16 protein-coding genes and 2 pseudogenes are annotated in these 19,013 nt (G+C 59.6%); 14 read left to right on the forward strand and 4 right to left on the reverse strand.

Annotated features, from left to right (window positions below):
• Positions 1–23 precede the first annotated feature (23 nt).
• A pseudogene (locus AC5EFR_RS21455) lies at positions 24–953 on the forward strand (hypothetical protein); the annotation flags it as partial.
• A gap of 55 nt (positions 954–1,008) precedes the next feature.
• Here the strand turns inward: AC5EFR_RS21455 and AC5EFR_RS21460 are convergent.
• The 4 genes from AC5EFR_RS21460 to AC5EFR_RS21475 form a co-directional block, all read right to left on the reverse strand.
• On the reverse strand, positions 1,009–1,338 hold the full coding sequence (locus tag AC5EFR_RS21460; protein ID WP_493577768.1) for a TetR/AcrR family transcriptional regulator: 330 nt from the start codon (positions 1,336–1,338) through the stop codon (positions 1,009–1,011).
• Positions 1,339–1,393: 55 nt separating this feature from the next.
• Positions 1,394–3,004 carry a GMC family oxidoreductase gene (locus AC5EFR_RS21465; protein WP_493577769.1) on the reverse strand — a complete coding sequence of 537 codons (1,611 nt, stop codon included), beginning with the start codon at positions 3,002–3,004 and terminating at the stop codon, positions 1,394–1,396.
• A 35-nt stretch (positions 3,005–3,039) separates the two neighbouring features.
• Positions 3,040–4,485 carry a coniferyl aldehyde dehydrogenase gene (locus AC5EFR_RS21470; protein WP_493577770.1) on the reverse strand — a complete coding sequence of 482 codons (1,446 nt, stop codon included), beginning with the start codon at positions 4,483–4,485 and terminating at the stop codon, positions 3,040–3,042.
• Between the two features lie 86 nt (positions 4,486–4,571).
• Positions 4,572–4,736: a hypothetical protein gene (locus AC5EFR_RS21475; RefSeq protein ID WP_493577771.1), complete on the reverse strand. Its 165-nt coding sequence runs from the start codon at positions 4,734–4,736 to the stop codon at positions 4,572–4,574.
• A 663-nt stretch (positions 4,737–5,399) separates the two neighbouring features.
• Between AC5EFR_RS21475 and AC5EFR_RS21480 the strand changes: the two are divergent.
• The 13 genes and pseudogenes from AC5EFR_RS21480 to AC5EFR_RS21540 form a co-directional block, all read left to right on the forward strand.
• A pseudogene (locus AC5EFR_RS21480) lies at positions 5,400–5,719 on the forward strand (IS5/IS1182 family transposase); the annotation flags it as partial.
• Positions 5,720–6,178: 459 nt separating this feature from the next.
• Positions 6,179–6,967 (forward strand): enoyl-CoA hydratase/isomerase family protein, encoded by a 789-nt coding sequence (locus tag AC5EFR_RS21485; RefSeq protein ID WP_493577772.1) that lies wholly within the window; start codon positions 6,179–6,181, stop codon positions 6,965–6,967.
• The gene (locus tag AC5EFR_RS21490) at positions 6,967–8,217 is read left to right on the forward strand and encodes a thiolase family protein (protein ID WP_493577773.1); all 1,251 of its coding nucleotides are present in this window, start codon (positions 6,967–6,969) and stop codon (positions 8,215–8,217) included. Before AC5EFR_RS21485 ends, AC5EFR_RS21490 begins: the two co-directional genes overlap by 1 nt.
• Positions 8,218–8,226: 9 nt before the next feature.
• Positions 8,227–9,363: an acyl-CoA dehydrogenase family protein gene (locus AC5EFR_RS21495; RefSeq protein ID WP_093455116.1), complete on the forward strand. Its 1,137-nt coding sequence runs from the start codon at positions 8,227–8,229 to the stop codon at positions 9,361–9,363.
• An 11-nt stretch (positions 9,364–9,374) separates the two neighbouring features.
• Positions 9,375–10,148 carry an SDR family NAD(P)-dependent oxidoreductase gene (locus AC5EFR_RS21500; protein ID WP_093455115.1) on the forward strand — a complete coding sequence of 258 codons (774 nt, stop codon included), beginning with the start codon at positions 9,375–9,377 and terminating at the stop codon, positions 10,146–10,148.
• 4 nt (positions 10,149–10,152) lie between these two features.
• Positions 10,153–11,268, forward strand: a complete 1,116-nt coding sequence (locus AC5EFR_RS21505) for a CaiB/BaiF CoA transferase family protein (protein WP_093455118.1) — start codon at positions 10,153–10,155, stop codon at positions 11,266–11,268.
• A complete protein-coding gene (locus AC5EFR_RS21510) occupies positions 11,265–12,146 on the forward strand; it encodes a branched-chain amino acid ABC transporter permease (protein WP_093455114.1) in 882 nt (293 codons plus the stop codon). The genes AC5EFR_RS21505 and AC5EFR_RS21510 overlap by 4 nt, the downstream gene beginning before the upstream one ends.
• Positions 12,147–12,150: 4 nt before the next feature.
• Positions 12,151–13,230: a branched-chain amino acid ABC transporter permease gene (locus tag AC5EFR_RS21515; protein ID WP_093455113.1), complete on the forward strand. Its 1,080-nt coding sequence runs from the start codon at positions 12,151–12,153 to the stop codon at positions 13,228–13,230.
• Positions 13,227–13,994: an ABC transporter ATP-binding protein gene (locus tag AC5EFR_RS21520; RefSeq protein ID WP_093455112.1), complete on the forward strand. Its 768-nt coding sequence runs from the start codon at positions 13,227–13,229 to the stop codon at positions 13,992–13,994. Before AC5EFR_RS21515 ends, AC5EFR_RS21520 begins: the two co-directional genes overlap by 4 nt.
• On the forward strand, positions 13,991–14,761 hold the full coding sequence (locus tag AC5EFR_RS21525; RefSeq protein WP_093455111.1) for an ABC transporter ATP-binding protein: 771 nt from the start codon (positions 13,991–13,993) through the stop codon (positions 14,759–14,761). The genes AC5EFR_RS21520 and AC5EFR_RS21525 overlap by 4 nt, the downstream gene beginning before the upstream one ends.
• Positions 14,758–16,596 (forward strand): AMP-dependent synthetase/ligase, encoded by a 1,839-nt coding sequence (locus tag AC5EFR_RS21530; RefSeq protein WP_493577774.1) that lies wholly within the window; start codon positions 14,758–14,760, stop codon positions 16,594–16,596. The genes AC5EFR_RS21525 and AC5EFR_RS21530 overlap by 4 nt, the downstream gene beginning before the upstream one ends.
• A gap of 20 nt (positions 16,597–16,616) precedes the next feature.
• On the forward strand, positions 16,617–17,777 hold the full coding sequence (locus tag AC5EFR_RS21535; protein WP_493577775.1) for an ABC transporter substrate-binding protein: 1,161 nt from the start codon (positions 16,617–16,619) through the stop codon (positions 17,775–17,777).
• A 62-nt stretch (positions 17,778–17,839) separates the two neighbouring features.
• The gene (locus AC5EFR_RS21540; RefSeq protein ID WP_493577776.1) at positions 17,840–18,451 is read left to right on the forward strand and encodes a TetR/AcrR family transcriptional regulator; all 612 of its coding nucleotides are present in this window, start codon (positions 17,840–17,842) and stop codon (positions 18,449–18,451) included.
• The last annotated feature ends 562 nt before the right edge of the window (positions 18,452–19,013 follow it).

Consider the following 19,013-nt stretch of genomic DNA (forward strand, 5'->3'; position numbering starts at 1 on the left):
AGATTTAAGGGCAACGCGACACCGGGCCACGGGCGGAACCGCCAGACACTGCTGTCATCGACGACTGGGCAAAGGCAGAAGGCGTTCACGCTGCGCGACTGGCACGCGTGTCTGGACGCATAGGAGCTCTGGATGATCGACTGCTGCGCGGCCCGGAAGGCTGGCGGCACCGCCTCGCTTTGATCGAGGCGGCGGATCTTAGCTGGTTTTCCGGGGATCGGGTGAGTTCTGATCGTTTGGCGCTCTGGGTATCAATGCGGTTGTCAGGCGCACAGGATGACCCAAATGCCTTGGCACGCGTTGGATGGGCTGTTCGGCGCCTGACAGGTGGTCCTGGACCGATGGTTGACCTGGCCGCCTTTCTGGATCGCCGCGATCCCGAGATCATTGAGGACAGCGCCGAGCGCTTCAAAGATCGCTCGGGTGGGTGGCTGGACGTCATGGCGGCTGCGGTCGACTTACATCCAATCACGCGGGCTTGCATGGGCTTTCATCTCTGGAGCCTCGCGGGCCTCGGACAACAGGGAGACCAGATCGAAGCCGCCGTCACCGCGTCCAGGATCGCGGCAAGCGATGGCACCGGCGCCATCTTCGCACCGCTCGATATGGGTGGGGCAGGGGGGCTGCGTATCTCGGGCTTGCCACTCGAACGCTTGCCCCACTGGTTGGATGGAATGAACAGCGCGATTTTATCGGCGATGCGAGTACTTGACGATACTGAAAGGTGGGCGGCGCGGGCAGAGTCCGACATGGCGCATTTGTCGGGTCGCACGCCGGTCGCCTTGCGCAAAGCTTTCTCTCAGTGGCCATTGGTCTCTGCCCCAATGGCTGAATCCCTGACCGGAGCCAGTCGCGCCGCCATTCAACGCAATCTGGCGTGGATGGAAGAAAGCGGTTTGATCCGCGAGGTGACAGGGCAGGGGCGCTTCAGGATATGGACTCTCGAAAACTGAAAGTCGATTCCCGGGTGTGCTGGTTAATTTCAATGTGCCAGCATGACAGAGATTGTCATGCCACGATGTTGCTACAAATGCAAACCGGATACGAGGCTGTCAAATGGACTTTCTCAAAAGCTGCCAATCTGTTGCGCGCCGCTGACATGGCGACCTCGCGGTATGACGGAATCCGCTTGCAGGACGTGACGGACGAGTTCGGTTGCTTTATTGCGCACCTTCGAGAAGGAGATTCGATTGTGCACTGCAGCAGGATGTCTTCCTTGTTCTTCACATAATAACAGAGGGCAGGCTTGGAAACATCGAGCAGCTCGGCCAATTCGCCAATTGACGTTTCCGAATACCTCTTGGTGGTGAACTCGTGCGCGGCCGTATCCAGCAACACCCAGCGCTTCAGCTTCTGCTGATGCTCGGCATCCTTGGCCTTGCGGGCGAATTGATCAGGTTGCGGCTGCGTCCTCCTTAATCATGTCGGCGGCTTTTTCACCGATCATGATACAGGTGGCATTGGTGTTGCCGTTGATGATCTCGGGCATGATTGAGGCATCGGCGACACGCACATTGGCCAGTCCCTTGACCTTGAGCCGCGCATCGACCACGGCCATGTCGTCGCGGCCCATCTTGCAGGTGCCGACCGGGTGATACGCATGGTTGACCTCGGCGCGCAGGTAGTCGTCGATCTCGGCATCGGTATTGAGATAACGCTTTGGGTAAAGCGGCTTGGCGATCATATCTTTCAGCGGTGAGCCGTGCAGGATGTCCTGCGTCACCTTGAAGGCATTGCGCATGTCCTTCAGGTCATCGGCGTGATCCAGCAGGTTCAGGTCGATATTGGGCTCGGACCCCGGGTTGGCGTTCTTGAGCGTCAAACGCCCCCGGCTGCGCGGGTGACCGATATTGACAATCATGGTAAAGCCCCACTTGATCATCGACATGTAGTCATGGGCATGGTTGCGATAGGGCAACGGCACCATGTGAAGTTGGAAATCCGGGTTGTTCCTACCCGGCTCGGACCGCAGGAAGCCACCCGCCGCTGTGGGCGGATTGGCGAGCCAACCTTTGCGCCTGGTGAAGTACTGGTAGAAGGCACCAAGGTTCTTGAGCGTGCCCAGTGGGCCAAGGGAAATTCCGGTGCGTTTCTTAGATTTGAACACGAACATCACGTCCGGGTGGTCATGCAGGTTTTCGCCCACGCCGGGCAATTCATGCTGCACCTTGATGCCATGTTTCTCCAACTCGGCCCGGGGTCCGATGCCCGAGAGCATCAGGACTTGCGGCGAGCCGAAGGCCCCGCCGCTGACGATGACCTCCTTGTTCACCCCGACCCGCTTGGTTTCGCCGCCCTGGTCGTATTCGACGGCCACCGCGCGCCCGTCTTCCATGACGATCCGGCGCACCGTGGCCTTAACCTGGATATCCAAGTTCTTGCGGTCCGTGATCGGGTCGAGATAGCAGAACTTGACCGAGGCGCGTTCGCCGTTCTTGGTGGTGAACTGGTAGATGCCCAGCCCTTCGCGATTGGCGCCGTTAAAATCCGGGGTCTTGGGGTATTCCAGCTTCTCGCCCGAGGAGAGGAAGGCGTTGTAGAAATCAAACGAGGCATCGCCGTTGCTGACATGCAAGGGACCGCTGTCGCCGTGATAGTCATCCGCACCGCGTTCGTTGTTTTCGGCCTTGCGGAAATAGGGCAGCACCTCGTCATAGCTCCAGCCTTCGTTGCCGAGTTCGGACCAGCGGTCATAGTCACCGGATTCGCCACGGATATAGACCATGCCGTTCATGCCGGACGAACCGCCCAGCATCTTGCCGCGCGGGTTATAAAGCGCACGGTTGTTAAGATTTTTCTGCGGCGTGGTGTTGAAGCGCCAGTTCAGCTTGTTGATTTTGTAGTTCTGGATCAGCCCGGCGAACATGCCGGGAATCGAAACGAATTTCGAGTTACCCGGACCCCCTGCCTCGAGAAGCGTGACGGTAGTGTTCGGATCCTCGGATAGCCGCGCGGCAACCACTCCTCCCGAAGATCCTCCACCAATGACTACATAATCTGCCATTGTTACTCTCCCTGTTACCATTTTTTGTGTCCGTGTCAGACGATTTTCTTCATGACCGCCAAGAGCGTGTCGGTGAGACTGCTGTAGGGCGGATTCAGAAGGTTGGCCGAGTTCAGCCGCGCCTGCCGGAAGACCGGCTTGTGGGCGCTGAAACTGTCAAACCCAGCCTTGCCGGTATGGGTGCCCATGCCGCTGGCCCCAATGCCGCCGAAGGGCAACTTTTCCTGGAACACGTGGAACAGGGTTTCGTTGACGCACATCCCCCCGGCCCAGGTGTTTTGCAGCATGTGTTTTTCACGGGCGCGGTCATGGCCAAACCAATAGAGCGCCAACGGACGGTCATGGCTGTTGATATAGCCCGTGACCTCATCCAGGCTGTCATAGGTCTTGATCGACAGAACCGGGCCGAACACTTCCTCCTGCATCACTGCCATGTCGTCGCTGGGGTTGATCACCATATTCAGCGGCAGAATCCGGTTGTTGGTATTGCCCTCGCCACCATCGGGGTTGACCGTCACCACCTTTGCCCCCTTGTCACGGGCATCGGTGACCAGATTGCGCAGCCGGTCGTAATGGCGGTCCGAAACGATCGTGGTGTAGTCTTCGTTGCCATCGAGGTTGGGAAAGAACTTGGTAAAGCCCTTCTTCATATCCCCGACGAACCCATCGAGCTTTTCGGTGGGCACAAAGACGTAGTCCACTCCGATACAGGTCTGGCCACAGTTCAGCACCTTGCCGCGCAGGATCGAGCTGACCGCCTTGGCCGGATTATAGGAATGGTCGATGATCGCGGGGCTCTTGCCCCCCAGTTCCAGCGTGACAGGCGTCAGGTTGGGTGCCGCGGCCTGGGCGATCTTGCGCCCCACGGCGGTGGACCCAGTAAAGATCAGGTGGTCAAAAGGCAGTTCGGCAAAGGCATTGCCCAGCTCGGCCCCGCCGGTGACGACGGCCAACAGGTCCTCGTCAAAATTGTCGGAAACGAGATTGCCCAGAAGTTCGGTTGTATGTACCGCGACCTCGCTGGGCTTGATCATCATACGGTTGCCTGCGGCCAGCGCATGCACCGCCGGAAGAAGCGCGATGGCATAGGGATAGTTCCAGGGAGCGATATTGCCGATCACTCCTAGGGGCTGCGGCACCACCTTGCATGTGGCCGGCAGCGAATGCAGGCTTGTGCCCACCCGGCGCGGGCGCATCCATTTGCGCAGGTGACGGCGGGCATGTTTGGCGCCCTGGATGACAAGGAACAAATCGCTCAGCGTGGTTTCGCGCACCGAGCGGTTGCCGAAATCCTTGTCGATGACATTACAAATGTCGTGCTTGTGTTTCTCGGTCAGTTTCAGCAGCTTTTCGACATTGCCGCACCGTTCTTCGTAGGACGGGTAGGGGTTGGCATTGGAGGCGGCTTTCTGGCAGGTGAAAAGCGCCTTGAGATCGTCGATGGAGGTGTCAGGGACGATAGGCGTGGCATAGGAATTCATGGTTAGTCCTTTGTATCAATTTCGAGGAAGCGGCGCAGCATATCGCAGGCCATTGTCTGTTCTTCGGTCTTGAACATCCTGCTCTCCTATCGCGCCAGAATCAGAATCGAGGCCACAGCCCCTTCGATCCCGATCAACCCACCACCATTTTCGGCAATTGCCACGTTTGCGCCGTCAACCTGGCGTGCGCCGCACTGGCGCAACCAGGCCGCCGATCCCCGCGTCTCCAAAATGACATTTACATGTTGCATATGCTCACCTTTATTTACTGACTAGTAAGTAATAATAAGCCTGCGCTGTCAACATCAAATTTCCTTATCTATTACAGCACCTTGGAAGAAACGCTCGAATGGGGGTTCATAAAACCTGTAAAAAACCGAGAATCAGAGTGACAGCTTTTTCGGGCGAGACTCGTTGTTCGCGAAGGAAATTTCACAGGAATTGCTGCCTGTCGGTAATCATGTGTGCTTGCGCTTCAGGAATGCCGAACAGGCAACACCGAACAAATTCAGTCGGCTACACATCGCAGATTTCTGACAGGTCCCGCTCCCGACAGCGGCAACGAACGTAGGAACGGAGTTGTTCGGACTCTGGGCCTCAGCGCCGGGCTCAATGATAGCTTTGGTGATGTAGGCCTGATCGCACCGAAGACTATGCAGCACGCGATTAGGAATGCTGCGTTGGCAATAGCCAAAACCACACATGACCCAGACGGCCTGCTCCCCGTTTGTCGAAGAAGTTTGCAGCGAAGGCGCTGCACGAAATCAAAACTTCTGGCATGGGCCGCTCGTAGGCTACCGCTTTGGCCTCTGGTCCGAGCGACGGCTTTGCGAAGAGGTTCATTTGAACCTTGCATACCGCTCGTTTCTTTAGGTGGGCATGTTTCGTCAACTCCATTTCTTGGGACTTCTCTGGATCCCGCCAGCCAATAGACGGCTGCGCGGAAAGGCCCGGCTTTCTTTGCCTGTTCTGACAACTATCTGATCGACACGGATCATGGGATCATCGTGGATGTCGATGCTTGGCGGTTGATCCGGCAGGCAGAAGTGGGCGCAATATCAAGATGATCGACCGGACGTCAGAGCGGTTCGGCCTGAAGCCAGATTGGGTGGCAGCGGACTCGGCATACGGGTATTCTGAGAACCTTGTCTGGCTGGCGCTCAAGCGCAAAATACTGCCTTTCATCCCTGTCTTTGACCACTCAAAGCGAACGGATGGAACCCGGTTGCGCACACCGGGCTCATCCGGTCTGGCATTCCGATAACATCCGGTCAGTGATTCCGGTTTGATCCGGCCACGGATTCCGGGGCATCCGGTCACCCCGGACCCGGGCTGAGAGACGCCGCTGGGCGATCGTGCGGCGGGGTAGCCTTGTCTTCCGGCAGGAAGAGTTAAGAGCCCCAGAATGAACGATTGCCTATGCAGAAGATCGTCGAAGCCCTCAGGCTGAAGACCTCTGGCCTGGCAACGCGGAAGATCGCGTCGAGCCTGGGCCTTGGGCAATTCCTGTGAAATTTCCTTCGCGAACAACGAGTCTCGCCCGAAAAAGCTGTCACTCTGATTCTCGGTTTTTTACAGGTTTTATGAACCCCCATTCGAGCGTTTCTTCCAAGGTGCTGTAATAGATAAGGAAATTTGATGTTGACAGCGCAGGCTTATTATTACTTACTAGTCAGTAAATAAAGGTGAGCATATGCAACATGTAAATGTCATTTTGGAGACGCGGGGATCGGCGGCCTGGTTGCGCCTGAACAGACCCACCGAGTTGAACGCTCTTTCGCGGGACATGGTTTTGGAGCTTGGGGAGGCGCTTGAGTGCATTCGTCGTGACGGAAAGCTGCGCGTTGTGGTGCTGACCGGCAGCGGCCGGGCGTTCTGTGCGGGCGCTGATCTCAAGGCGGTGCAAGCTGGTCTGTCAAAGGAGCGGTCCGAAGACGGCGATTTCCTTGATGCCGTAGCGGAGGTTTTTCAGATTCTCCGCGATTTTCCCAAACCCGTCATTGGTGGCCTGAACGGCGTGACCGTCGCCGGCGGTCTGGAACTGGCCATGTGCTGCGACGTACTGATCGCCGCAGAAAGCGCGAAGATCGGTGATGCGCATGCCAATTTTGGGGTCTTTCCAGGGGCCGGAGGCGCTGCTGTCCTGCCCTCTCGGATTGGCCTGCCGAACGCCAAATACCTGCTGTTTTCCGGCCGCAGTCTGCCGGCGTGCGATTGGTTGCGCATGGGGCTTGTGCAGGAAGTGGTTGCCGATGATGCGCTTGAGGTTCGACTGGACGCGTTCGCAAGAGATCTGGCTGACAAAAGTCCTCTGGTTCTGTCGCGCATGAAGGCGGTCGCCAATGCGTCAGTCGAGATGTCGCAAGTCGAAGCCCTGGCCTGGGAATTGTCGGTCCTGCGCGACCACCTGACATCAAACGACGCTGCCGAAGGGCTGGCGGCATTTTCGGAGAAACGCAAACCGGTCTTTGCCGGAACCTGATGAGGACCAAGATGGACAAGGTTTACATAACCGGTGTGGCGATGACGCGTATGGGGCGCCTGGACGGGGCGACCGTGAAGTCATTGACTCGCGAGGCCGTCACCGGGGCCCTAGATGATGCCAGGATTTCCGCCGGTGCAGTCGAGGCCGCCTATTATTCGAACGCCACCCAGCGACATCTGGAAGGCCAGTTGATGATCCCGGGCCAGATCGCCCTGCGTGATATGGGGATCGAGGGCATTCCGGTTGTGAACGTGGAAAACGCCTGTGCCAGCGGATCGACCGCCCTGAACCTGGCTGTGCAGTTTCTGAAAGCAGGCGAGGGCGATGTGGCGCTGGCCGTCGGGGCCGAGAAGATGTGGACTGGTGACAAGGCCAAGATGTTCAGCTTCTTCGACTCGGGCTGGGAACTGGCGACAGCCGAGGAGAATGAAAAACAACTGCTGGCGCTGGGACATGGCATCGATCTGCCTGAGGGCAGCGAGTCCGAAAAACCCTATTCCGTTTTCATGGCCGTCTACGCTGCCTTTGCCCGCGCGCATATGCGCCTGTTCGGGACAACACAGGCGCAATTCGCGGCCATCGCGGCCAAGAACCATATGCATTCGGTGGAAAACGACAAGGCGCAGTTCCGCGACCCTTACACGGTTGGCGACGTGCTGGGCGCGCCGCCGATCACCTATCCGCTGACCCTGCCGATGTGCGCTCCAATGAGCGATGGCGGTGCAGCGGCCGTGCTGATGACCGAAGCGGGTATGAAGCGCCACGGCATTTCCCGAGACCGCGCCATCGAGTTGCGTGCCAGCGTGATCCAGACCGGTTCGGACCGGGATGGCGACGACTTTGAAAACCATCTGACCGCTAAGGCGGCCCGGCGCGCCTATGAGAAGGCCGGGCTTGGGCCCGAGGACGTCTCGGTCGCCGAGGTGCATGACGCCACTGCTGTGGGCGAGCTGATCCAGATCGAAAACCTTGGTCTTTTTCCCTTTGGTGAGGGCGCGGCAGCCTCCGAACGTGGCGAGACCACGATTGGCGGGCGTGTGCCGGTCAACCCGTCGGGTGGGCTGGAGTGCAAGGGCCACCCGATCGGCGCCACCGGTCTGGGGCAGGTCTATGAGCTTGTCAGCCAGCTGCGCGGCGAATGCGGCACGCGCCAGGTCGAAGGGGCAAAGGTGGCAATTGCAGAGAACGGTGGTGGGCTGATCGGGATCGAAGAGGCCGTGGCCTCGGTCCTGATTCTGGCACGATAGGAGAGCGAGATGTTCAAGACCGAAGAACAGACAATGGCCTGCGACATGCTGCGTCGCTTCCTCGATGACCAGATCGAACCGGAATACCTGAAGGTCAAGGATGCGCCGTTTGAAAAAGAGGTGATCCAGGGGTTCCTCACGCAACTGTCCGAATTCGGCCTGACCTCGGCCCCCCATCCCGAAGAGGCGGGTGGCATGGGGCTCGATTGGTCCACGCACCTGATGCTATTCGAAGAGGTCGGCGTCACGGCGATGGACATTGCGTTGCCGATCCTAATCAACGTGGTGGGCGCCGACCTTTTGCTTCGCCTTGGAACCGATGAACAACGCGCGCGCTATATCCCACAGCTTCTGGCGGGTGAGACATCCGTGGCCATCGGCATCTCTGAGCCGGGTGTCGGCTCGGACGTGGCGGCGGTCAAGACACGCGCCCGCAAGGATGGCGGCGATTGGGTGATTTCGGGCGAAAAGACCTGGATTTCGAACGGGCGTTTCGCCGATTTCCTGATCTGCACCTGCAACACCGGCGAGGGGTTGACGCATATCCTGGTCGACCGCAAGGAACACGGGTTCGAAACCCGCGACATCCCCAAGATCGGCCTCAATGCACAGTCGACCTCGCAGGTCTTCCTCGATGAGGTGCGGGTGCCCGTTGAGAACACCATCGGCGCCGAAGGGCGCGGGTTGCAGCAGACGCTGGTCGTGTTCGAACGCGCGCGGGTGCATATGGCGATGTGGGGCATCGCGCTGGCGCGCCGGGCGCTTGAGGAATCGATCCGTTACGCGCAAGAGCGCAACCAGCATGGCAAGCAGATCGCCGGGCATCAGATGATTGCCGACAAGATCGCCACCATGGCAACCGAGATCGACGCGGCGCGCCTGCTGACCCATCGTGCCGCCGGCATGATCGACCGCGATGAACGCTGCGACACGGAATGCGCCATGGCCAAGTGGTACGGCACCGAGATCGCGGTGAACGCCACGCGGCAGGCGGTGCAGATCCATGGCGGCAACGGCGTGACCCGCGAGTTCATCGTCGAACGCCTGGCCCGCGAAGCCATCATCGGGCCGATCCCGGACGGGACCACAGAGATTCAGAAACTGCTGATCGCCCGGTCCCTGACCGGTGTGGCGGCGTTCAAATAGGGGCCCAGGTCATGAAGATAGAAGGCAAGACCATTATCGTGACCGGCGGGGCCTCGGGACTTGGTGCTGCGACGGCAGAATACCTGCACGGGCTGGGTGCACAGGTGGCCATGTTCGACCGCGACATGGAACAGGGCACCGCGCTGGCCGACCGTTTGGGCGCGGACCGGGCCATGTTCCGGCAGGTGGATGTGACCAGCGACGAGCACGTGTCCGAGGCCATCTCGGCTGTGGTCGACCGCTTTGGCGCGCTGCATGTCGCCATCAACTGTGCCGGTGTGGTCAGCCCGATGAAGGTGGTCGACCGCGAGGGCGCACCTGCGTCTCTCGATGCCTTTCGCCGCACGGTCGAGATCAACCTTGTGGGCACGTTCAACGTGATGAGCCAGGCCGCCGCGCGGATGCTGGAAAACCCGCCCGAAGACGGGGAAGAGCGTGGCGTGATCGTCAACATCTCGTCCGGGGCGGCCTATGAAGGCCAGATCGGGCAGACTGCCTATGCCTCGTCCAAGGCCGGTGTGATAGGGCTCAACCTGCCTGCCGCGCGCGAGCTGGGGCCGAAAGGCATCCGTATCAACGCCATCGCGCCGGGACTGTTTGGCACACCGATGGTGATGAGCCTCGGAGATGAGGTCGTCGCCTCGCTCGAAGAAAGCGTCGAGGCCCCCAAGCGGGTGGGCCGGATGGAAGAATTCGCCCATGCCTGCGCTTTTCTGATCGAAAACAGCTACATGAACGGCGCGACCCTGCGTCTGGATGCCGCCACGCGGCTGCGGGCGAGGTGACGAGATGCTGACACGCAACGGTCCCCTCAAAGGTGTTCGGGTCATCGAAATGGCCGGGATCGGGCCTGCGCCCTTTGCGGCCATGCATCTGGCCGACATGGGCGCCGAAGTGGTGCGGATCACGCGCCCCGGTCAGGCTTTCCCCTTGCCGATCGATGAGAAACACAACCTGTTCAATCGCTCGCGGCGCAGTCTGGTGCTCGATCTGCGGCAGGCAAATGATGCTGAAAAGCTCTGGGGGCTGATCGAGCGGGCCGAGATTCTGATCGAGGGCTTCCGCCCCGGCAAGATGGAGAAACTCGGATTCGCTCCAGAGGCGGTTCTGGCACGCAATCCGGCGCTGGTCTATGGCCGCATGACCGGATGGGGACAGACCGGGCCGCTGGCACAGGCTGCCGGGCATGATCTGAACTATGCCGCGATCACGGGCGCGGTTCATGGGCTGGGCGAGGCCGACCGGCCCCCGCCCGCGCCAATGAACCTGATTGCCGATCAGGGTGGTGGCGCGATGATGCTGAATGTCGGCATCCTCGCGGCCCTGACCCATGCGCGCGCAACCGGCGAGGGTCAGGTGGTCGACGCGGCCATGTGCGATGGGGTCAACCTCTTGATGACCATGCAACACGGGCTGGCGGCCGGTGGGGCCTGGAGCGGCGAGCGCGCTGGCGATTTCATCAATGGCGGGGTGGCGTGGTATCGTTGTTACGAAACCGCCGACGGAAAGTTCATATCCATCGGCTGTGTCGAGCCACAGTTCTTTACCGAATTCCTGCGCCTGACCGGGCTGAGCGATGATCCGCGTTTTGCCGACCAATATGCGCCCGAGGCGCAGCCGGCCATGCGCGAGGCCCTGACCGAACTGTTCCTGACCCGGACACAGGCCGAATGGTGCGAGGTGCTGGAAGGCAGCGATGCCTGCTTTGCGCCGGTGGTGCCACTGGCCGAAGCTGCCACACACCAGCACAACCGGGCACGCGAGAGCTTTGTCACCGTGGACGGCATCGAAATGCCCGCCCCGGCCCCCCGATTCTCACAAACCCCGCCAGACATTCCGACAACCGGTGACGCCGGTTTCGTCGAAATGAACGAAATCCTAGAGCATTGGAGGGCCGCCATATGACCGGTCTGAGTTTCGCCGACGCCATACAGCTTTTGCTGGTCGGCCTGTCACAGGGCTGTCTCTACAGCCTGATCGCCATCGGCCTGGTGCTGGTCTACAAGGCTACCGAGCAGGTGAACTTCGCCCAGGGCGAGTTCATGATGCTGGGGGCCTTTGTAGGCTATCAGTTCATCGTGCTTTGGGGGTTGCCTTATTGGCTGGGGGCCTTGCTGACGCTCGTGTTCATGGGCGGGTTCGGTTACGGGGTCGACGCGCTTGTTGTGCGGCGGCTCACCGGGCAGCCGGTGTTCACCGTTTTTATCCTGACGCTGGCGCTGGGAATTGCACTGCGCGCCGTGGCCGGGATTGTATGGGGCTTTGGCAACTATTCGCTGCCTGCCCCGGTTGAGGGCAATCTGACGCTTGGGTCGGTCATCATTGGCTGGTCCAGCGTTCTGGCGATCCTGGTGACTGCCATCGTGGCCAGCGGGCTTTACGCCTTCTTCCGCTATGCCCGCCAAGGCGTGGCGATGCAGGCCTTGTCCCTGAACCAATTGGCGGCCTTTTACATGGGCATCCCCGTCAAGCGCCTGACCTCGTCCATCTGGGCCATGTCCGCAATCTTCGGCGCCATCGCCGGCCTGCTCCTGGGCCCGGTCACGCTGGTCTCGACGCAGATGGGATTTGTCGGCTTCAAAGCCTTTGCCGGCGCCATTGTCGGCGGGTTCGGATCGATCCCCGGCGCCGTTCTGGGCTGTTTGCTGATCGGCGTGACCGAGCCGTTCTTCGACATCATGTTCCCGACGTTCAAGGGCATCGGCGCCTATCTGATCATGTTCGTCGTGCTGCTGATCCGGCCCGAAGGGCTGCTGGCACAAATCTACGCAAAGAAGGTATAGGCTCATGCGCGTTCTTTTCCGCAAATCCTACAAGCAGGACATCCGCCTGTTTCGCGACCGCACACAGGCTTTCTGGTATCTGCTGTTCTTGTGTATCGCGCTTGCCGCCCCGCTGTTCCTTGACGGCTACTTTCTGGACGAATTGTCGTTTGTCTACATCTATGCCATCGCCGGCCTGGGTCTGATGATCCTCACCGGATTCTCGGGACAAGTGAGTTTCGGGCAGGCCGCCTTTGTTGCCATCGGCGCCTATGCTCATACCATCCTGCTCAGCCGCTACGGCGTGCCGTGGATCCTGTCGCTGCCCCTGGCGGCGCTGATCACTGGTTTGGTCGGGCTGGCCATCGGGCGCATCTGCGGGCGCATGCATGGCTTGTATCTCGCCATCGCTACGCTTTCGATTGCTATCGTGACCGAACGGCTGATCGGCGGCGGCGGCGATTTTACCGGCGGACATCGTGGCCTGCCGGTTCCGGGCATCGACATCTTCGGCATCGCCATCGACCAGAGCTGGAAGACCTACCTGTTAAATCTCGCCCTGTTTGTCGGCGCCATTCTGATGACGCGCAACCTGTTGCGCACACGGTCTGGCCGCGCCCTGATCGCGATCCGCGACAGCGAAGTTTCGGCCCGTTCGCTGGGCACGAATGTGGCCTTCTACAAAGCCTATGCCTTCTTCCTGTCGGCGGTGTTCGCCGGTCTGGCTGGTGGGCTTCTGGCGCATGCGTTCTACTACATTACACCGGAAACTTTCGGCATGGGTGAGAGCATTCGCCTGCTTCTTATGATCGTTGTCGGTGGGATCGGCACCATCCACGGGGCCATCTTCGGCGCGTTCTTCATCGTGCTGCTGCCCACCGTCCTGAGTTGGGTCAAGGTGCTGCTTCCCGGGGCCATAGCCACATCCGGCGGGTTCGACAGCCTCGCCTTCGGGATGATCCTTCTTGGCTTCATCCTGTTCGAACCTGATGGGCTCTATGGCCGCTGGGTCAAAATCCATCACTATTTCAACGTCTTCCCGATGTACAAGCGCCGCAGCTTCCAACGTCAGAAGACCTTCCTCAAGACGGAGCGTCTGAAATGAGCTGGCTTGAAGTCGAAAACGTGTCGCTGGCATTCGGTGGGCTGAAAGCCGTCGATAACCTGAGCTTCTCGGTGGAACCGGGCAAGGTATTCACCATCATCGGTCCCAATGGTGCCGGCAAGAGCACGGTGTTCAACCTGATCTGCCGCATCTATGACCCGCTGGAAGGCGATATCCGCTTTGGTGGCGAAAGCCTGCTGGGGGCCAGGCCCCACGAAGTGATCAACCACGGCATCGCCCGCACCTTCCAGAACATCGAATTGTTCGAGCATGCCTCACTTCTGGACAACCTGTTGATCGGCCGGTTCCGGCATGGGCGGTTCTCGCCGCTGAGCGAGCTGTTCTTCCTGCCCGGCCAATTACGCCAGGAACTGGAGCACCGCCGCAAGGCGGAAGAGGTTATCGAGTTTCTCGATCTCGAAGGCTACCGTCACGCCCGCGTCGCCGACCTGCCTTACGGCGTGCGCAAGAAAACCGAGATGGCGCGCGCGCTGGTCGCCAGCCCCGAGATCCTGTTGCTGGATGAGCCCTCCAGCGGGCTGACCACCGAGGAAACCGACGACACCGCCTTTGTGATCGAAGACATCCGCGAGGATCTGGGCATCACCGTGGTGATGATCGAGCACGACATGAAGCTGGTGAACAAGGTCTCGGACAAGGTTCTGGCAATCAACGAAGGCCGCTTCCTGGCCACCGGCAGCGCCTCGGAGGTGCAGGACGACCCGGATGTGCAGGCAGCCTATCTAGGGGGGGAAGCGGCATGAGCGAAGTTCTGAAAGTCCGCAATGTCGAAACCATGTATGGCCGCGTCATGGCGATCCGCGGTGTCAGCCTTTCGGTGCGCGAAGGCACCGTGGTCACGGTCATGGGATCGAACGGCGCTGGCAAGACCACTATCCTGAAAACCATCTCGGGGGCGCTCGACCCGTTCAAAGGTGAGATCACATTCAAGGGTAAGGCCATTACCGGCCTGGATCCGGATGTGATTGCCCGCACCGGTGTGGCCCATAGCCCCGAAGGACGCGAAGTGTTTGCGCTTTTGTCGGTGAAAGACAACCTGATGATGGGTGCCTATTGCCGCAAGGACCGCGACGAGGTGGCGCGCGATTTCGAAAAGGTGCTGGGCTGGTTCCCGGTCCTGCGCGAATTTCTCGACAAGCAGGCGATCTACCTGTCGGGCGGGCAACAGCAGATGGTGGCCCTTGGACGCGCCTTCATGGCACGGCCCAGCCTGATGCTGCTGGATGAGCCGTCGCTGGGTCTCTCGCCCCGGCTGATTTCCGAGATTTTCGCAATCATCAAGCGGATCAATGTCGAGGAAGGCATGACGATGCTGCTGGTGGAACAGAACGCCAGCGTCGCGCTTCCGGCCGCCGATTTCGGCTATGTGCTGGAAACCGGGCGGATCGTCATGGAAGGCGAACGCGACGTGCTGATGAACAGCGCCGATATCCGCGAATTTTACCTTGGCATCAAGGCCGACAGCGCGCGGGGCGACCGCCGCTGGAAAGCAAGGAAGACATGGCGATGAACGACATCTCTACACAAAACTGGACCCCGCCCGTCTTTGAAATCGACGGCTGCGACACACTGCCCAAGCTGTTTCGGCAGAACTGCCGGAAATTCGGGTCTGCGATCGCGATCCGCGAAAGGGATTTCGGCATCTGGGAAGAATACACCTGGACCGACTACTATCACCGGTCCCGGCAGGCAGGTTGTGCGCTGATGGCCTTGGGGGTCGATGCCGGCGACGTCGTGGCGATCATCAGCGAAGACAACAAGGAATGGGTGTTTTCCGATCTCGGCATCCAGTGCATCGGCGCGGTCACCCACGGGCTCTACCCGACCTTGCAGGAAAAACAGGTCGCCTATCAGCTCAACGACAGCGGCGCCAAGGTGTTGTTCGTCGAGGACGAGGAACAGCTCGACAAATACCTGCTGGTACAGGACGAGCTGCCGGGGATTGAAAAGGTCGTTGTCTACGACATGGAAGGCCTGCGCCGATTCTCGCATGACAAGGTCATGGGATGGGAAGCGTTTCTCGAGCTTGCCGCCGATGGCGACCCTGCCATGCACGCCGCCTTCGAAGCTCGTATTGATGCCGGCAAGGGCGAGGACATCGCCACGCTGATCTATACTTCGGGTACTACCGGCGCGCCCAAGGGCGCGATGATCTCGCACCGGTACTTTCTGGCGCAATCCGACAACCACCCGGAAATACCGCTGGGACCGGGTGACGAAATCCTGACCTTCCTGCCGCTGTGCCACGCTGCGGAGCGTATGATCTCGGTTGCTATCCCGATCCGGCATGGCATCACCATCAACATTGCCGAAAGCGGCGAGACCTTTAACGCCGATATTCAGGAGGTGGCCCCGACCTTCATCTTCGCGGTGCCGCGGGTGTGGGAGAAGTTCTATTCCCGCATCTCTTTCATCATGAATGACGCCACCGCCTTTGGCCGCTTTGCCTATACGCGGGCGCTGAAAGTGGCCGAACGCCGCGCCGATCTGCTGGCGGCGGGCAAACAGGTGTCGTTGGGCCTTGGCCTTGTGCACAGAGTGCTCGATTTCCTTGTGCTGCGCAATATCCGCGTCGAACTGGGTCTGGCGCGGGCACATACGATCGTCTCGGGCGCGGCGCCGATCTCGGCGCGTCTGCTCCGCTGGTTCAACGCGCTCGGCGTTTCGGTGCAAGAGGCCTATGGCCAGACCGAAGTTGGCATCGTCACCGCCACCGTGCCCGGCCAGTCGCCGATCGGCTCGATCGGGCGGGCCATGCGCGGCGTAGAGGCCAAACTGGCCGAGGATGGCGAGATCCTGATCCGCGCGCGGTCGAACTTCTCGGGCTACCTGAGCCAGCCGAAAAAGACCGCCGAGACCATGGTGGATGGTTGGGTGCATACCGGCGATGTCGGCAAGATGGACGACAATGGCGATCTGACCATTCTGGATCGCAAGAAGGACATCATCATCACCGCCGGCGGCAAGAACATCACGCCGTCGCAGCTGGAAAACGAGCTGAAATTCTCGCCCTACATCTCGGACGCTGTGATCATTGGCGACAAGCGCAAGTACCTGACCGTGCTGATCATGATCGACCAGGAAACGGTCGAGAAATACGCGCAGGACAAGCGCATCCCGTTCTCGAACTACAAATCGCTCTGCGAAAGCGAGCCGATCATCGAGTTGATTGGCAACGAGGTGGACCGTGCGAATTCCGGATTTTCGCCGGTGGAACAAGTGAAGAAGTTCCGCTTGATCGACGTGCTTCTGACGGCTGAGGACGAGGAACTCACTCCGACGATGAAACTCAAACGCAACGAGGTCGAGCGCAAATACAAAGACCTCATCGACACCATGTACTGAACCTTGAAAGGGAGGAAATCATGAAGAAGTTTGCAATAACACTGGCATTTTCCGCGCTGACCACCGGGGCGGCCATTGCAGGTCCGCAAGGCGTGACCGACGACAAGATCACGCTTGGCACCTATACCGATCTCAGCGGCCCGCTGGCTGTCTGGGGTGTGCCCGAAGCCAACGGCCTGCGGATGCGCGTGGACGAGATCAACGCCGCCGGCGGCATCCATGGACGCCAGCTCGAGATCGTGATTGAGGACATGCAATATCAGGTGCCGCGCGCCATTCAGGCAGCCAACAAACTGTTGCGCCGCGACAAGGTCTTTGCCATGGTCGGCGCGCTGGGAACACCAATGAACCTCGCGGTCATGCCGCAGCAGTTGGAGGCCGGCGTTCCTAACCTGTTTCCCATGACCGCGGCGACCGAGATGGCCGAGCCGCTGCATCCAATGAAATACGCCTTCTTCCGCAGCTATACCGAGCAGTTCCGAGCGGCGGTTGCCTATTTTCATGAGAACGGCGGGTTTGAGACTCCCTGCGTGTCGCAAATCGCCAACGAAGCGGGCGAGTCGATGACGCTTGGCGTCGAACAGCAGCTGCATGAATACGGCATGGAGATCGTCGCAAAAACCGAGCATTCGGCCACAGAGACCGACATGGTGTCTTCGGTCACGACCCTGAAGAATGCAGGCTGCGACATTGTCTTCAACGCCGGCAGTGTCAAGGACACGATCTTGACCGTTGCCACCTCCAAGAAGCTTGGCTTCGAACCGATCTTCGTCACGGGCATGGTCCCCTACATGGATGCCGTGGCCAAAGCGGCAGACGGTGCAATGGAAGGACTCTATCTGGTCTCGCCCTTCGTCTTCGCCGATGTCGCGACCTCGGAAGGCGAGGCCAAGCGCATCCTGGAAACCTATGCAGAGATCTATGGGACAAAAATGGAGCCGCAGGCGCAACTGGGCTATATTTTCATCGACCTGCTGGCCGAGGCGCTTGAGGCGGCCGGTCCCGAACTGACAACCGAAGGCTTTCTTGCGGCACTCGAGGCGATCAATGGCTACGTCGATCCGATCGGCGGCCAGACCGTCAGCTTCGGCCCCGAAGATCACCAGGGGGTGGAAACGCTGATCCTGGCCAGGGTTGAAAACGGCGCCTGGACAGTTGCAGCCCGGGGCCTCGACTACTAAACTTGGTAAGATGCCGGGCGGGAAGAATTCTCGCCCGGCGCACAATTTCAAGCGAGGGTCATGTGCCTGCAATCCAGTGGCATAGAAAGACAAAAGACGTCGAAGAGCAGCAGGAACTGAAGCGCCGTGCCGTGTTGGACGTTGCGGCGAGACTGTTTTCGACAGTCGGTTACAAGAAAACCACGCTCGATGATATCGCCGCCGAACTCGATCTGACCAAGCCTGCACTCTATTACTACGCCCGCAACAAGGAAGACATCCTGATGCAGTGCTCATTGGTGTCGCTGGAAGGGGTCAAGCTTTGCTTTGACGCGGCCCAGGTATCAACTGGCAACGGCCTTGACAGGTTGCGCGTGTTTTTTCGTTCTTACGCCGCATTGGTTGTGAGTGATTTCGGTTCCTCATTGATGCGCGAGGCGCGCCGCAACCTCACGGGCAGAAACCAGGACAAACTGCGCCAGACCCTGCGCGATGGTCAGGATTTCCTTGAAGAGATCATCAAGGCCGGCATTGAAGACAAATCGATCCGCCAAAGTTCAACAAAAAGACTGGCGCAGGTGCTGTTCTCGGCCTTCAACCAGATGCCGGAGTGGTACAACCCTGACGGTTCGGAACCTCCTGAGGTTATTGCCAACCAGATCCTTGAACTTGTCAGCGATGGAATACGAGCCTAGCGCACCCAATGCTGTGTTTTTGCGCTCAATTTCGGCATACAACCAGACCAGTCACAGTCGGGATTTCGGAATGCCGGTTGATTGGGGGGCAATTCATTCGGTGAAATCTGACGAAGATCGTTGCCCTGCCCACATATGCACAGGAGTATCCGCTACCGGCCATTTGATTATGCCGAGGAATGCAAGACGTTTGATGCTTGGTTCAATAGGGATAGGATTTCCGGTCGTTCCGCTTCACGAGGGATGGCGTTCAGGTTTCGCGGCGATTTCCGGCAGTACCGAACGACCACATATCCCTGTCATGGAACGCGGTCTCAATTCGCCCGAACGTAGCTTCCCGGTGCCGGCTCGATGGATTTGTACTTTCCGCGGTTGACGGGCTTTCGAGGCTTGACGGTCTTGCCGTCTTTGGCCTCGAGCCAGTCCGCCCAGTAGGGCCACCACGACCCCGGCATTTCCGTGGCCTTGGTCAGAAAATTCGCTGGTTCTGGCGGATAGGTGTCGCTTTTTCTGAAACCGTATTTGGCACGTTCGGTCGGGGGTGTCGTTGTGCCCTAATTAA

The sequence above is a fragment of the Pelagimonas sp. genome (assembly GCF_058892305.1).

Coding starts and splice junctions, on each gene's coding strand:
- AC5EFR_RS21465 (WP_493577769.1), bottom strand. CDS start 3,004: ATGGCAGATTATGTAGTCATTGGTGGAGGATCTTCGGGAGGAGTGGTT.
- AC5EFR_RS21470 (WP_493577770.1), bottom strand. CDS start 4,485: ATGAATTCCTATGCCACGCCTATCGTCCCTGACACCTCCATCGACGAT.
- AC5EFR_RS21475 (WP_493577771.1), bottom strand. CDS start 4,736: ATGCAACATGTAAATGTCATTTTGGAGACGCGGGGATCGGCGGCCTGG.
- AC5EFR_RS21485 (WP_493577772.1), top strand. CDS start 6,179: ATGCAACATGTAAATGTCATTTTGGAGACGCGGGGATCGGCGGCCTGG.
- AC5EFR_RS21490 (WP_493577773.1), top strand. CDS start 6,967: ATGAGGACCAAGATGGACAAGGTTTACATAACCGGTGTGGCGATGACG.
- AC5EFR_RS21495 (WP_093455116.1), top strand. CDS start 8,227: ATGTTCAAGACCGAAGAACAGACAATGGCCTGCGACATGCTGCGTCGC.
- AC5EFR_RS21500 (WP_093455115.1), top strand. CDS start 9,375: ATGAAGATAGAAGGCAAGACCATTATCGTGACCGGCGGGGCCTCGGGA.
- AC5EFR_RS21505 (WP_093455118.1), top strand. CDS start 10,153: ATGCTGACACGCAACGGTCCCCTCAAAGGTGTTCGGGTCATCGAAATG.
- AC5EFR_RS21510 (WP_093455114.1), top strand. CDS start 11,265: ATGACCGGTCTGAGTTTCGCCGACGCCATACAGCTTTTGCTGGTCGGC.
- AC5EFR_RS21515 (WP_093455113.1), top strand. CDS start 12,151: ATGCGCGTTCTTTTCCGCAAATCCTACAAGCAGGACATCCGCCTGTTT.
- AC5EFR_RS21520 (WP_093455112.1), top strand. CDS start 13,227: ATGAGCTGGCTTGAAGTCGAAAACGTGTCGCTGGCATTCGGTGGGCTG.
- AC5EFR_RS21525 (WP_093455111.1), top strand. CDS start 13,991: ATGAGCGAAGTTCTGAAAGTCCGCAATGTCGAAACCATGTATGGCCGC.
- AC5EFR_RS21530 (WP_493577774.1), top strand. CDS start 14,758: ATGAACGACATCTCTACACAAAACTGGACCCCGCCCGTCTTTGAAATC.
- AC5EFR_RS21535 (WP_493577775.1), top strand. CDS start 16,617: ATGAAGAAGTTTGCAATAACACTGGCATTTTCCGCGCTGACCACCGGG.